Origin of the sequence: Microcoleus sp. Pol11C2 (assembly GCF_036701505.1) — a bacterium.
Lineage (GTDB): Bacteria > Cyanobacteriota > Cyanobacteriia > Cyanobacteriales > Microcoleaceae > Microcoleus.
Window position 1 is genome coordinate 82,159 of record NZ_JAUBQX010000008.1, and the last position, 14,789, is coordinate 96,947.

Annotated in this window: 15 protein-coding genes; 5 read left to right on the forward strand and 10 right to left on the reverse strand. The window is 44.1% G+C overall.

The window, feature by feature from the left end:
• Window positions 1–4 precede the first annotated feature (4 nt).
• From glyQ to QUA42_RS07565, 3 genes are all read right to left on the reverse strand, one after another.
• Window positions 5–883, reverse strand: coding sequence for a glycine--tRNA ligase subunit alpha (gene glyQ / locus QUA42_RS07555; protein ID WP_333136514.1), 879 nt, complete (start codon window positions 881–883; stop codon window positions 5–7).
• A gap of 249 nt (window positions 884–1,132) precedes the next feature.
• Window positions 1,133–1,360, reverse strand: coding sequence for a hypothetical protein (locus QUA42_RS07560; protein ID WP_333136516.1), 228 nt, complete (start codon window positions 1,358–1,360; stop codon window positions 1,133–1,135).
• A 116-nt stretch (window positions 1,361–1,476) separates the two neighbouring features.
• The gene (locus tag QUA42_RS07565) at window positions 1,477–4,005 is read right to left on the reverse strand and encodes an NACHT domain-containing protein (RefSeq protein WP_333136518.1); all 2,529 of its coding nucleotides are present in this window, start codon (window positions 4,003–4,005) and stop codon (window positions 1,477–1,479) included.
• Between the two features lie 161 nt (window positions 4,006–4,166).
• Here QUA42_RS07565 and QUA42_RS07570 point away from each other — a divergent pair, with 161 nt between their 5' ends.
• A complete protein-coding gene (locus QUA42_RS07570; RefSeq protein WP_333136520.1) occupies window positions 4,167–4,337 on the forward strand; it encodes a hypothetical protein in 171 nt (56 codons plus the stop codon).
• 27 nt (window positions 4,338–4,364) lie between these two features.
• Complete coding sequence (locus QUA42_RS07575; RefSeq protein ID WP_333136522.1) at window positions 4,365–4,499, forward strand: hypothetical protein; 135 nt, start codon at window positions 4,365–4,367, stop codon at window positions 4,497–4,499.
• A gap of 174 nt (window positions 4,500–4,673) precedes the next feature.
• Here QUA42_RS07575 and QUA42_RS07580 read toward each other — a convergent pair whose 3' ends face one another.
• From QUA42_RS07580 to QUA42_RS07600, 5 genes are all read right to left on the reverse strand, one after another.
• Window positions 4,674–4,961, reverse strand: a complete 288-nt coding sequence (locus QUA42_RS07580) for an NfeD family protein (protein ID WP_333136524.1) — start codon at window positions 4,959–4,961, stop codon at window positions 4,674–4,676.
• Between the two features lie 113 nt (window positions 4,962–5,074).
• A complete protein-coding gene (locus QUA42_RS07585; RefSeq protein ID WP_333035279.1) occupies window positions 5,075–5,362 on the reverse strand; it encodes an NfeD family protein in 288 nt (95 codons plus the stop codon).
• A 929-nt stretch (window positions 5,363–6,291) separates the two neighbouring features.
• Window positions 6,292–6,762, reverse strand: coding sequence for a GNAT family N-acetyltransferase (locus tag QUA42_RS07590; RefSeq protein WP_333136526.1), 471 nt, complete (start codon window positions 6,760–6,762; stop codon window positions 6,292–6,294).
• A gap of 281 nt (window positions 6,763–7,043) precedes the next feature.
• Entirely contained in the window at window positions 7,044–8,093 is a 1,050-nt protein-coding gene (locus QUA42_RS07595) for a DUF1611 domain-containing protein (RefSeq protein ID WP_333136528.1), read from the reverse strand.
• Window positions 8,094–8,251: 158 nt separating this feature from the next.
• Window positions 8,252–9,331: a dipeptide epimerase gene (locus QUA42_RS07600; RefSeq protein WP_333136530.1), complete on the reverse strand. Its 1,080-nt coding sequence runs from the start codon at window positions 9,329–9,331 to the stop codon at window positions 8,252–8,254.
• A 121-nt stretch (window positions 9,332–9,452) separates the two neighbouring features.
• On the opposite strand from QUA42_RS07600, the gene QUA42_RS07605 reads away from it, so the two are divergent.
• Both QUA42_RS07605 and QUA42_RS07610 read left to right on the forward strand, forming a co-directional pair.
• On the forward strand, window positions 9,453–10,166 hold the full coding sequence (locus tag QUA42_RS07605) for a hypothetical protein (RefSeq protein ID WP_333136532.1): 714 nt from the start codon (window positions 9,453–9,455) through the stop codon (window positions 10,164–10,166).
• 48 nt (window positions 10,167–10,214) lie between these two features.
• The gene (locus QUA42_RS07610; protein WP_333136534.1) at window positions 10,215–10,661 is read left to right on the forward strand and encodes an NADAR family protein; all 447 of its coding nucleotides are present in this window, start codon (window positions 10,215–10,217) and stop codon (window positions 10,659–10,661) included.
• 455 nt (window positions 10,662–11,116) lie between these two features.
• On the opposite strand, the gene QUA42_RS07615 is transcribed toward QUA42_RS07610, so the two are convergent.
• A complete protein-coding gene (locus QUA42_RS07615; RefSeq protein WP_333136536.1) occupies window positions 11,117–11,821 on the reverse strand; it encodes a hypothetical protein in 705 nt (234 codons plus the stop codon).
• A 189-nt stretch (window positions 11,822–12,010) separates the two neighbouring features.
• Window positions 12,011–12,280 carry a hypothetical protein gene (locus tag QUA42_RS07620; RefSeq protein WP_333136538.1) on the reverse strand — a complete coding sequence of 90 codons (270 nt, stop codon included), beginning with the start codon at window positions 12,278–12,280 and terminating at the stop codon, window positions 12,011–12,013.
• A gap of 375 nt (window positions 12,281–12,655) precedes the next feature.
• On the opposite strand from QUA42_RS07620, the gene QUA42_RS07625 reads away from it, so the two are divergent.
• On the forward strand, window positions 12,656–14,789 hold a 2,134-nt coding region (locus QUA42_RS07625; protein WP_333136540.1), incomplete at its 3' end, for a tetratricopeptide repeat protein.

Below are 14,789 nucleotides of genomic sequence, written 5' to 3' on the forward strand. Positions count from 1 at the left end.
AAACTCAAACTTTTACAGTTTTTTCTAAAGGGAAACCCAGCTTTTCGCGCTGTTCCAAATAAAGCTGAGCAACTCGCCGCGCCAAATTGCGAATTTTGGTAATGTAGCGGGTTCTTTCCGTTACCGAAATCACGCCTCTAGCATCGAGCAAATTGAAAGTGTGAGAACATTTTAGCACATAATCAAGACTCGGCAAAACCAATCCTTTTTTTGTCAATTGTTCGGCTTCTTGCTCGTACAATCCAAATAGAGTAAACAGCAATTCTGGATTAGAAGCTTCAAAGTTATAAGTACACTGTTCTATTTCTCCTTGCAGGTGAACGTCGCCGTAAGTTATGCCATCTTTCCACTGAATTTTCGTCATCGCATCGACCTCTTGGAGATACATTGCTAGGCGTTCTAGTCCGTAGGTAATTTCAATGGAGACGGGGCGACAGTCAATGCTACCGCACTGTTGAAAGTAGGTAAATTGGGTAATTTCCATGCCGTCGAGCCAGACTTCCCAGCCGACGCCCCAAGCTCCGAGGGTAGGCGATTCCCAGTTGTCTTCTACGAAACGAATGTCGTGGTCTTCTGGGCTAATTCCTAATGCTCTGAGGGAGTCTAAATAGATGTCTTGGATGTTGGGAGGAGAGGGTTTAATTAAAACTTGATATTGATAGTAATGTTGGAAGCGGTTGGGATTTTCGCCGTAGCGTCCGTCGGTGGGGCGGCGACAGGGTTCGATGTAGGCGACTGACCAAGGTTCGGGGCCGATTGCTCTGAGAAAGGTGTGGGGATTCATGGTTCCTGCACCTTTTTCTGTGTCGTAGGATTGGGCGATCAGGCATCCTCGATCGCTCCAGAATTTGTTTAAGGTGGCAATGACTGATTGAAAGTTCACTGGTTTAAATATGGTTAGTATGTGTCTCAACTTATTTAAGCATACTCAAGGCAGGGTTGATTGAAATAAACCCTGCCGAATTTAGATAATAGATGCTGAACGTATCGCTGGATATTTAAGTTCTTTTTTCAGGTATATTGTATGGATCAAGTTATTGCGATCGATAATAGCAACGTTTTCTCGATCGATACTCGCATTGCGATCGGGCGCGTTGAGTCACTAACTGACGCAAAGTGGCTGATACATAACTCATACTGCTGTCTGTAAGTGTTTGTAAGCATGAGCTTTGGCTAAGCGCACCCAAGGTTCTAGCAGCAAGTATCGATCGAGTTCGACTGCTTCCGATTGGGAGAGAATGTCGGATTTATTGCGATCGAATAGTTCGACGATTTGGCGATCGTCTCTGGGGGGTGAGTTCCTGGAGTGTGCGATCGAGGGCTTCAGGGAAGCGAGCGCCAAATGGTTGCAGTTTTTCACCCCGGGCGATCGGGAATTCCAGGTTAATTTGCATTAACGTTTATACTCGCACTCGTTATAATTCTCTGCCAGCAAATTACCTACTCAGCTTTTTCATGTTTGCGTTTTTATTCGATTTAAGCGATTGCCTTTGTCGCATCAGCTATAATAGCTTCAAGTTCCGAGTAGGGAATCAAAAGAGTTTCCATAATAAATTGTTCAAACGGCTTATTAATTTTTTCAGAGTTACCTTGAAGGCAATCAATTAAAATTCTATTTGCATAAATGTAGGCAAATAGTTCACCGAAGTCGTGCTCTGTCAGCTCCCATTGATAGTCAATATTGCGATATTTTATGGAAAAGTTCCTTAGTTTCTCTGCCCAAGCTTCACTATCGTCCCTACGCCATTGTTGATATTGTTCCCAACAATTGTAAACACCTTGAGGAAGTTGCTCGTAGAGCTGAGATAGCTCCAAGCTTAAGTTTTCCCAGCCATTGTTATTGCAAAACTCTATCGCTCTATATAGAGATTCTGCAAGTTCGTAGAAGTTTGTATCATCAAGACGATTAAAAAACTCAAACTCCTCCTCATTTTTGTTCAACATCCAGTCATTCTTTTCTGCTGCATACCTAACGTCATCTAAACGTAAAGCACGCCCTAAGAGCGAAGCATGAGCACGAGCATGGCAGAGGTCTCGATCGAAGGCTGGTTCCCCTTCTAGAGAACCAAAGAAATTACCCAGCGACAATCCCTGTCCAGAGTTGTGATAAACAGAGAGCTCAATCCTGTCATCCAATTTTGATAAGAGATGGCAAAAATCATCGATTAACCAGAGTGGATCGCAAAATAATTCTAATTCATCAATGGTGTTGATAAGTGTTAGTAGGCTGACATAAAAGCAACGAAGAGTTGTTCTTGAATAGCAACTAGAAGTATTTGAAGCCTTTCGATATACCCACCTCAGAATAAGCTGTAATCTTTCATGACTGGAGATCGATTTATCAATCCTAAACTTGAGTAAGAGAGTAAAATAATCGATATTTAATATCTTTTCAGAAAACAGTAGGATAACTTGCTCCCATTTTTTTTCATAAAGATACCCGATCAATCCTTCTCCTCGCTTGTCTTTGCAGCTAAAGTTTAGAGCGACTAAATATTCTTGAAAAGTTAGATGCGAAAAAGACCATATTTTTTGCGATCGCTCAATCAACAATCCATGCTGCGCTTCCATCGCCCTCAACACCGCTCGACTATCCCGCTGCCCAATCCCCAAAAACTCCGCAATATACTCCTCTATTTCTGCCTGCTCAAATAGCACATATTGCTCTTTTTCAAACTTCTTCACTGCCAGAAAGCTCAATAATTCTAGCTTTCGCTCCACTGACAAATCGCGATAAATCTCATTCCGCTCAATCTCCCGCGACTTGTCCCACTGCTCCAGCAGCAACTCCAACCCCTCTTCATACAGCTTGGAACGCTTCGAGTAAAACTTTCCCTTGTGGTGAAACACCGCACAAGTCAAACTCAGCAAAATCGGCGTAATTGCTAACTCGCGAATCGACTTATTCTCCTCCAAAAAGAGCAGCCGCAGAAACTCCTCCGCTTTTGCCAGTCCCCCCGACTCATCCCGCATCACCGCCTTATACCAATGTTGGGCAAAAGCCCGCGCCTGCGTTTCATTAAAATCCGCCACCTCCACATAATCAAACCGCTCAAACCGCGATTCCTGACTCTGCGTTCGACAGGTCACAATTACCTGCACCTGCGGATAAGTGCGAGCAAACCGCTTGATTTCCTTGACGATGTTCTTCCCATCTTCTCCCGTCACTTCATCCAACCCATCCAGCAGCACCAGCGCCCGACCTCGATCGAGTATCGATTGAGCTTCTGGGTCCGACAACCGCCAGCATCCCTCTAGATAACGCTCTAGCGAGTAGGCAACCTCACGCCCATCCTCGACAAAATCTCGCAGTTTAATCAAAACCGGAATCCGGTGCGCTTGTAAATTACCTGCGTTGCACTCCATCACCACTCGCTGCAAATACGTAGTCTTTCCCGAACCCGGTTTGCCTACCACCATCAGGTTCGCATTCTTTGCCAGCACCTCTAAACCTGATACCCGTTTTAGCTGTTTGCCCAAACCAATGCGATCCAAACTGCGGTAGCTGGGATTTTGGCTGAAGTGCTGCCACAAGTCATCCAATTCCGATTTACGACTACTACTGAGTTCCTCCAGAAGATTGACATCCACAAACAAGTCACCCAACGGCACGCAACGATCGACCCCCCAAAGCGGCATGGTGCCGTGCAACCGTTGGATGTCATCGTGGAGGCGCGATCGCACCTGCTGAACCAACGCATCAACAGGATCTTTGACGCTCTCCGCAGGCAGATTTGACAGTGAACTCGCTGGTTTACGTTTCTGCAGCTCCTCTAAATAGCGCCGTAACTCCCTTTCTTTAACAGGACCCCGATCGTTGATTCCAAACTTTGTGTAAACCCCTGTTAGTCGGGTACTAATAACGCTTTCAGTTGTATCAAGCTCAATGGCAATTTGCACCTTATTTTTATTTTGACCAAATAGCAGCAAAAATACAGCTATCTCTAGGTCAGTCAGCTTTTTCGTGCGAGCGATTTCGGTCAAGAAGTCATGAGGAAAGGGCATTACGAGCAAACGAGAAAAGGCTACACAGATAGTTTAGCTACTTTTTTAGTCCGAAGCCAGCCTAATTCAGGTTAAATCAGCCTAAGTCAGTCAAGTCAGTTTAAATAACTCTCAATTCTAATTGTTCCAATGGATTTAAGCATTAAAACAAGGTGATTCTCATGTCTAAATCCAACAAAAAGAAATGGCTCAAAGTAATCGAGTTTACCGTAGTGGGTGTTGCCACCTGGCTCAATCCCCAAGCAGGATTTCTGCTCTTTCTGCTCCGGCTGTGGTTTCAAATCTTGGCTGCGTTGCAGAAAGATGAGGAGAGTGAAATAGATAAAAGCTAAATGCTAAACGAGTAGATTGAGAAAAATTTGTCGTTGCCGAGGGCCGAAACCGACAAGCGAAAAAAGGCATCAGAACAAGCAGCAGTCACCGGAGAAAGTAGCGAATCTCAACTTGGCGATCGCCTAAACAAACAAGCTCTCAAAAATGCCATTTTATTGTAGCGCGATCTTCCATATTTCTACTGGCAAATAAACTGAGGCAGATATTGCTGTCTTGCATCAGGTGTTGAGTGGAAGCGATCGCCAAATTGCCACTAAAAAACAGAATAGTCAGAACCCCGACTTCTTGAATAAGTCGGGGTTCTGACAGTAAAAAAGTTGAGATTACTTTCTAGTTTAGTTTGCGGGAGCGAGGGAAACTAACAGAGTGATGTTGTCAACGCCGATAACATAAACCGTGTCTCCCGGTGTGAGGGTGATTTGGCCATCGCACCGTGCGGGCCACCAGCTACCTTGGAAGCGGACGCGACCTGTTTGATTCGGGTAAATCGATTCATCGACGACTGCTTCTTCGTTGAAGTAGTTAAAATTGGTGTTGATGTAGTTATCCATTAAGAGATTGTTTTCTGTACTGTAGGTGTGAGTAGAAAAAATAGAACCGAAAGCTTTTACTACGTTAAACATTTTGTTGACTCCTTTTGTATTAATATATATCGAAGTTTGAGCGCCTATTTGAAGCTATTTGAAAAGTAGCATTTCCTGGTTGAAATTGATTACCAGGTCGTTGATGCTCTGATTTAGTCTGCGGGAGCGAGGGAAACTAACAGAGTGATGTTGTCAACGCCGATGACATAAACGGTGTCTCCCGGTGTTAGGGTGATTTGGCGATCGCAACGTGCGGGCCACCAGCTACCTTGGAAGCGGACGCGACCTGTTTGATTCGGGTAAATCGATTCATCGACGACTGCTTCTTCGTTGAAATAGTTAAAATTGGTGTTGACGTAATTTTTGATGAGCATATTGTTAGCGCCGCTGTATCCTTGGGTAGAGAAAATCGAGCCGAAAGCTTTTACTACGTTGAACATGATATTTACTCCTGTTGTGTTAAAATATGTGGATGTGTAATTGTCTGTTTATGCTATTTGAGAGGCTGCATTTCCTCGGTTAAGATTGATTGCCTTGATATTTCATTGTTCTTGCCTTTCGTGGTTTTATCAGGATAAAAAGCCAAGAAATTTTGAAATGTTGAGGGGATTTGAGAAGCGGTTGCGGGGATTCTAAATCCAGTAATTCCGAGGTATTGAATTAAGGATTTCATGGTTGAGCAGTTGGTGGGATTTGCCTTAAGGCTAGATGTTGTTAGCTACATTAGAGATTGGCTGATTCCGCATTACTGCTGCTGTGAATATCTGTGATTTTTGGGTTGAATTTTTGGGTTGAGTTTTTTGATTGGGTTGTGACTCACTTGCTTTACACTTACTAATGTGCCAGGAGTCGAATATCTTTGGTGCGATCGCCAGTCCACTTTCCGAGTCTGGTACTGGCACAGGACACTTTTAAACCTGCAAACAACGATTTTGCAAAGGTTTCTGCCTACCTATCAGGCTGGTAGCTGTGCCAATTTAGCCAAGTGGACTACCGCAAACAGTGAATTATGAACTTACGCCGTCTCGATCGCCAAATCCGGAATATCCATACATATCTAGTCCGTGACTTACGCACCAAACCCCTAAAAACCCGGTTTCTGACACCCTGTGCGCCATTAGGGACCCGTAAGCGGATCTATGATATGAGGCACTTTACCAGGGCACTCACCCGCCCTCCCCATGCGATGTTGATTTGTACCTACCTATTTAGACATAGAAAATAGGCGATCGAGACTTACGCAGATATCAGGAGGCGGTAGGAGTTTTTGATCGATGCAGCTCGATCGCACCCTGTTATCCAATTATTGAACAGGTCGAACTTAAAATCCATTCATAAATTCAGAATCTTAAATTCATAAAAGTCATAATTATAGACAACCTGCTTGATACTGCATAATTGTTACAGGAATTTTGAATAAAGTTTTAGCTAATTGAGACAAACCGAACTTGAATTTAAGCGACTGCGGCCATTCTTGTACGGAAACTTCTACGAAGCCAAAGCGAGTATAAAATGATGCGAGCCGCTTTCCCAAACATTCTAAATATAGCGGTTCTGTAGCTTGTTGAATTAAATATTTTGTGAGGTAAGTGCCCAAACCTCGATCGCGCCAATCTTTCGCCACCACCAAACTGCCCAATTCTTGCGCGCCCGCAAAGTTCCGCAACTGTCCGCAAGCTGCCAATTTTCCCTCGCATTCGATGACCCAGAATTGCTCCCAGCGCAACTGAGTTGGATCGAGTTTGGCGCTCCACACTAACATTCTAATTGATTTGATGTCTTGAGCACAGGCCGGGCGGATGGCGCATTCAGACGGTAATGAACAAGAATTATCAATCATTTGTATTGTACTTGTAAACTCTACCAGCGCTTTGTGAGTATTTATTATAACCAGTCTTGGACGCAAAAACCCGGTTTCTGAAATATAAAATACGCACTCCCACGCCTATAAACTTACTTTTTTAGCTGTGGAGTGCATACGGTGTACTAGCATATAACGCTTCCGAATAAAAATTAACACTTTCTATTCTCTCTCTCTTATCTTCTCTTTCTCTGCGTCCTCTGCGTCCTCTGCGGTTAATCAAAAAAACTATCATTCACAAAGCCGATCAAATTGTTACATTAACTGTCGATCGCCTCCCACAAAACCTCCGCGCCAAACCTTACTGCATCGGTACAAGGCAATCCCGTTTCTGCCTGAAGTTCAGCTATTGCTAACAGCGCATCTGCCTCATTTAAGTGATGAGTGTTGAGGGCGATCGCGCTCACTTTTTCCCCTGAAAAAGCACCCGCAGCAGCAGCTAACATTTCGTACAATTCGACCACTTTTGATAACTTAGGAATCGATACGTGCGGGTGATTGCGAATGCTAGTTTGTCCGGCTCGGTGCGCTAAAATTAAGTGAGTTGGCTGCGAACCCCGCAACAGCGGCAGAGTCGCCGTCGAACCCGGATGCAATAGCGAACCTTGCCCTTCTACGTGCAGAATATCGCATTCAGAACCCAATTTTATCACCATTTGTTCGACAGCACCAGCCGCGAAATCAACTCGCACTGCATCCAAAGGAAGGCCTTCATTTCCTATCATTAAACCCGTTTGTCCGGTTGCTAAAAATTTGGAACGCAAACCCCGCTGCAAGCAAATGCGATTGAGTTCCAGGCTTGTTGACATTTTGCCGACGCTCATATCTGTGCCGACGGTTAACACGCGGCGACAGCTTAATTTAGCGGCGGCGGCAGAGGCGATCGCACCGATCGATTTCGGTTCCTGACGCACGTCCCAAATCCATTGATTTTCGGTTAAGGGAACTGTTATCAAAGGTGCAAGTTTCGCGTGCAAACCGTTGACAACAGACAAACCTGCTGCTACCGCTTGATTAATTTCTGGCAGCCATTCCGCAGGCAAAACACCGCCGGAAGGAGCGATACCAATTAGCAGAATATCCGGCGCAAATTGCAGTGCTTCTGCAACGGAAGCAACTATCGGTACTTGTTGAGGAATGCCAGTTAATTCAGGTAAAGATTGTCCGGCACACTGGCGGTCTATTACTGCTACAATTTGTGCTTCGCTGTAGCGCAAAAATGCTAAACCTGTTTTGCCGAAAGAACCGAGAATTCCCTCGTGGAACAAGATAGCAACTTTGCCATTTTTGATGGGATAGTTTTTAGTCATTGGTTCATTGTAAGTAAATTAAACTTGAAAATACATCCGCCCGGGACGGAGTGAGTCAAGCTGTATCTTTCGCGATCAGCAGGAAAACAATTGCAAAAATTATGATAGCTTGATATTCTGTTACATGATAAAGTTTATTTGCGCCTAGCTACTTACTTCTATTCTCCAATCTCAACTCGCTGCACTCCCAATCCCGATCGCGCGTTTGGCAGCAAACACCCATTTTCGACGATCGCACCTGTGAAAGGATCGTCTAATAAATTTAAGTGACTGTCCAAATCCAAATAGTCAGCTAGCGGTGAAAGTTGTGCTGCTGCTGTATTTGCGATCGCGCTATCTGAATAGCAGCCGAACATTACTTGCAAATTGCAGGCTTTTGCTGTGTGAATCATCCGCAGTGCTTCGGTCAATCCGCCTGACTTCATCATTTTGATATTGATGCCGTGGATGCAGTGCGCTAACTTGGGTATATCGGAACTATTAAAGCAACTTTCATCAGCAAAAATTGGCAGTGGCGATTGACGGTACAGTTCTGAGAATTCCTCCATATCGGCGAGGGGTGAAAGCGGCTGTTCGACATAATTTATCTGGTATTTTTCCAACCAGCGACACATTTCTATCGCGCTGGTCAAACTCCAACCGCCGTTAGCATCAACACTGATTTTAAGGTTAGCTGGTGCTTCGTCTAGCACGGCTGTTAACATAGCTTTGTCGGCTTCGATTCCTGCGGGATTTCCTAATTTAACTTTAAAGGCGCGGTATTTGATGCTTGCTGGATCGGTCGCATCTTTACCAAACCAATCGCGCACTCTTTCTCTTGCACCAGACGGCGAATTAATGCCGATTGTGACGGAGGTGGGGACGATGCGCGATCGATCTAATCCCCACATTTTCCACAGCGGCAAGCCTGCTTTTTTGCCCAGCCAGTCGTGCATTGCCATGTCGATGCCGGCGCGGGCGCCTGAGGGTAAGTTAACCTCTGTTAATACTTGTTCGATTTTTTGGCGATCGAACGGAGTAAACTTTTCTAGCAGCGGTGCAACTTCCTGCAATGCAGCTAGCAGAATTTCGGTAGTTTGGGGCCGAGAACCTGTGGAAAAGGGCGATGCTTCTCCCCAACCTTCGATTCCTTCGTGTTCTAACTTCACCCATAAATTGGTACTTTGGGCTGTTGTACCGCGGCTGATGGTAAGGGCAAACCGCTTGCGGACAGTGAAAGTTTCAATTTGAACGTGCATTGTCAGTGATTGGTGATTTTTTGTAGATAAAAATCCGAGGGGGCGGATTGCGCCGCTATTGCCATTTTTAACCTTTTACTTTATAGTTTGATTTTGCTTGTTCTAGTTTATCAAAAACTTGATGAAATTCCTTATTTCTGTTTCGCCGAAGAGAGTTGCTTTCTCTCTCAGCATTTGGGTGCTCTTCTTTGCTGTTGCTGGTTGCATCGTACAAGTTCTGCGTTACGGTTTTAACTATCAAGAACGCTGGATTAGTTTGTTTAATTTAGACAGAGAAATAAATTATCCTTCGTGGTACTCCTCATTTACTTTGCTGTTTTGCGCGATTTTGCTAGGTATTATTGCTAGTGCTAAGAAGAAGCAGGGCGATCGGTATTTTGGGCACTGGAAAGCGCTGGCGTTCATCTTTGGATTTTTTTCTTTAGATGAAATCTTGAGTTTGCACGAAATATTAATTATTAACGACTTGCGAAAGGCACTGGATTTAGGGGGAATTTTTTACTTCATTTGGGTAATTCCGGGGGCGATTTTTATTGTGGTTACTGGGCTGGCTTATTTCAAGTTTCTCCGGCACCTACCCCGGAGAACAAGAGATTTCTTTTTACTGGCAGGCAGTATATATGTCGGTGGAGCACTTGGCATGGAAATGGTTTGTGGCTATTATGCAGATGCGGTAGGTCAGCGAAACTTGATCTACGGTTTGATGGCTTCTGTTGAGGAAATTTTGGAAATGGTAGGGGTGATAGTATTTATCTACGCCCTGCTGTCTTACATCGGTTCCCATCTTGAAACTATTGATTTGCGGTTGAAGATAGTGGAGAATCAACAGAGGTAAGGCTGACGATGGACCAAGATTCTTAACGAAATTGAAATCGCAGACTTTATGGCTATCTACTTCTACACCACTGGCAGCGAATACGGCTGTTTTTCTAATTTTTCCAGTCATGGATTCGAGTTAGACGGAGAATATTGGCCAACTACTGAGCATTATTTTCAAGCACAAAAGTTTCCCGCAACGGCTAACTGCGACCAAATTCGCCAAGCAAAAACACCTAAAGATGCCGCAAAAATGGGACGCGATCGCTCTCGTCCCCTCCGCAAAGATTGGGAAGAAGTCAAAGATGATATCATGCGAAAATCCGTACTCCGCAAATTTGAAACTCATCCCGAAATTAGAGAAATTTTACTAGCTACTGGCGATGAGGAAATAGTCGAAAATTCCCCTATTGATTACTATTGGGGTTGCGGTAAAGATGGCAGCGGCAAAAATATGTTGGGCCAGATTTTAATGGAAGTAAGGGAGATATTGCGACAACGCACGTTCGAGTAAAACAGAACTTAAATTTCCCAAACTAAAGCAGGACTTATTTAATCCTAAGTCCTGCAATGCTCCTAAGCGAGCATTTTCTCAATTTTCTTAAACACGCTGACTCAAAAATCCCCCTGACAAACTGTCGAATTTTGTGCCAATCTCCTCAGGCTGTTCTGGTAGAGGGTTTAGCCTCTCTTAGAAGACTGCGAAGCAGGGGAAACGGTAAAAACCCTGCACCACTTTTTGATTTCAACAACTACTGTCAACCCGAATTAAATTTTATCGTCGCAAGTACAGCATTTGTTGGCCAGTCGCCTCCCGGACACCGTTCTCCTTAGGTTGGCGATTCACAGGTCAAACAGCAAAACTCCTGTTCTGGTTAAAGTTTGTTTTTTTATTGATGCTGTATCTTTCTATTGTGGACGATTTATGGAAAGTGTTAGCTATTGTACAGAATTCTTTACATTTGTGATTTATTTGGATACAATCGCGCCATTCTGTCGCAGTTGCTGTTGAATTTTGTTAAATTCTTTCTGTTCTGCGCTTAGCAAAGTATTGTCGATAGGCGATCGCATATCCCACTGCAATTCGGACAATAACAACAAACAGCCAGCCATAATTATACCTGTGGTTAGATATTGCCAAGGTGCAACATAAGTTAATAGAGGTATGCTAAATAAATGAGTTAGTCCGATCAGGAGAAAAGTGCGCGATCGCAAACCGAGTCCCGTCAACAAATAGCCGATCGCGCTCAACCCCAACCACAAATCGCAAAGGTGCAGCAACAAACCTCCCCTACCGGCAAAAATACTGCAATCCGTTAGAACCAAACCAGTTATCATCAAAATCGCCCAAGAGTAAAGAATCCAGCTAACTCGCTCGACTCTTACCCAAAACAAAGTCAAAACGGTCATTGCCGCAGTGCCAATTAGAGTCAAACTTGACCACAGAATCGCCTGAAAGCTCCAACTGATAGGGACAAACTGAGCCGTAAAAAAAATCCCCCCTGTCACCAAGCCCCAAAGCAGAAAAGTTTGGTCGATGCGGGTATAAAGTCCTGAGAAAAGAGTAATATTTCCAATTTGCCAGCGGAGTTGCAACAGGCCTGCGCGGTCTTGTACGTCGAGATGTTCCTGTTTGCAGCGGATTAGGGGTTCGGAGGCGTTGAAAAAGGTCATCCAGTGTTGGGGAAAGTATGAAGTTTTGTGTATTGTAACAAGTCTTAAGGAATATTTTTCAGATTTTTTCTTGTTCCCCGGCTCAGCCTGGGGACGTAGATTTGGAGGCTCTGCTTGCTGTTTTCCTTAGCAACCGAAGAGGCAGAAGGCTGCGTTAAACTTAAACTAACGCAGCCTTGAGATTTGAGTTCAAGCAAGTCTCCAATTCTTATCTTTTGGAGAATAAATGAAGGCAACATTCACAAGAATTGAGCCATCTTTTTTGCCTGTAGAGTAAATTTGCCACGTACCTGTGGGAACCTGCCGCAGATACGGTTTATTTTTCCTTAGCCGATCGTAGATGGAGCTTTTTGAGCATTTGGTATATTGGGCGGCACGTTCAACATTGCAGCCCATTTCCACCAAAACTGCGATCGGCTGGGTGAACAGATTGAGCTGTTCGCTGTTATAATTAGTCATGAGAAATCCTCGGTCTATATAGACCATAAACAACATGAGAGTCCTACTGGTTGCACCCAGTGGCTCCCGAAAACTCATAAGCGATCGAAAGCGTCTCTAGTACCACCTAGGGGCGCTTGTTTGCTTGTTAAAGGCAGTTTAGCACTGCTTTTAAAAATATACAACAAAAATAACGTATATTTTTAAAACCTATGGTAGATTAGACGTATAAAATTTGAAAGCCTTGTATAACAAGCATTTTCTCCTTTCCGGCTCGGCCTGGGGACGCTGCTCCGGAGGCTCTGCCTCCTGTTTTCCTCCGCAACCGACGAGGCAGAGCCTCTAGATAGAGGTTCCCCGGCTGTGCCTGGGAACCAGCTAAACCCAATAGATATTATGAAAAATACCTTTATCTCTCGATTTACTCCTAGCTTGATGTCACCAGAAACCCTGGAAGCTATCTTAGTAGAGCGTCACGCACTGGCAGAACGTTTAGTAGAGCTAATTCGGGTGAGCGCGCTAACAGATAACAAGCATTTTCAATTGCTAATTGGGCCGCGCGGCATTGGCAAAACGCACTTGGTTTCCCTAATTTATCATCGCGTTGTTAAGATGGAAGATTTGCGGGATAAATTGCTAATTGCGTGGCTGCAGGAAGAGGAATGGGGGATTGCATCTTTTTTGGATTTATTGCGGGGAATATTTCGGGCAATTGCTAAAGAATATCCGCTAGAATATGAAGCTGAGTTAGATGATGATATTGAAAAACTTTATGATTTGTCGCCGGAGCAAGCTGAATTTAAGGCCGCAGAATTGCTGAGAGACTTTGTTGGCAAGCGGGTGCTGTTGTTGATTGTCGAAAATTTAGAGGACGTGTTTAGTGGCTTGGGGGATTTCGGGCAGAAGCAGTTGAGGGCGTATATTCAAAATAATTCTTTTTTGACAATTTTGGCAACATCACAAAGTTTGTTTGATGGAGTCAAGCTCTCTAATCATCCTTTTTATGATTTTTTTGATTTACATGAATTAGATGAGTTTAAGCTCGATGATGCTGTAGCTTTATTAAATCATATTGCCAACTTAGAAGGGAATAGTGATTTAGCATCTTTTATTCAAAGTCCCACAGGACGAGATCGCATTAAAGTTGTGCATTACCTTTCTGGTGGCAGTCCTCGCGTCTATATTGTTTTTTCGGCTTTTCTAATGACTCCTGAATCGCTCGATAAATTGGTAGAACCGTTCATGGAAATGCTGGATAGCCTCACGCCCTACTATCAGGATAGGATGAAATATCTCTCAAATCAGCAGCGAAAAATTGTTGATTTTTTGTGCGACCGAGGTGGTGCCGCACCTGTAAAAGAAATTGCTAAACGCTGTTTTATCGAGCAGCGAACTGTATCTAGCCAACTTAAAGATTTGCGAGATAAGGGTTATGTAAAAACTGAGGAGATAGGACGGGAATCGTGGTATGAATTGCGGGAACCCTTGATGCGTTTTTGTCTGGAGGTAAAGAAGCAGCGAAATAAACCGATTCGATTAATTGTGGATTTTATTCGGGTTTGGTATACGCGGAAAGAATTGCAGCAGCGATTGGGACTGAGGATGGCGGATGTTGATATGGCGGAGAAAGAAAGTCATTTTCTGTATTGGCAAGGTTTGAAACCGATTCCACCTGATGCTGTCATGGAACGAGAATATTATACGCGGGCGCTTGAGGCTATTGAGAGAAATGAGGAAGACCCGCGTTTGAAGGCTTATTTTGATGAAATTAAATATTGTATTGAACAGAAAGATCATGTTTCTGCTTTAGCATATGCGGAAAAATTGGTAGCAAGTCGCGGCGACTTCCAGGATTGGTTGGTAAATGGATTGTGCTTAATTAGTCTGGAACGCTACGATGAAGCATTAGAATGTTTAGGCAAAGCTATTACAATTGACTCCAATTATGATGATGCGAGGGTTTGGCATATCCTAGGCGATGTATACTATGAGAGAGAACGCTATGAAGAAGCCTTAGAATTTTACGATAGGGCGCTCAAACTTGACTCCAAGGATCAAGGGGCTTGGGCTATGCGAGGTTATCTACTCAACAACATCAAACACTATCAAGAAGCCTTAATATCTTGTGATATGTTGATTGGGCTTGATGCCAATTTTCAGCCTGTTTGGGTTTTACGAGGTATTGTACTCAACAACCTTGAACGTTATGAACAAGCCTTAGAATCCTTTGATCGGGCGATCGAACTTGGCGAGAATGATCCGTGGGCTTGGGCTAGGAGAGGCGATATGCTCAACAATCTTGAACGCTATGAAGAAGCCTTAGAATCCTTTAATCGGGCGATCGAACTTGGCGAGAATGATCCGTGGGCTTGGGCTAGGAGAGGCCATATACTCAACAACCTTGAACGCTATGAAGAAGCCTTAGAATCCTTCGATCGCGCGCTCAAACTTGACGAGAATGATCCGTGGGCTTGGGCTAGGAGAGGCCATATACTCAACAACCTTGAACGCTATGAAGAAGCCTTAGAAT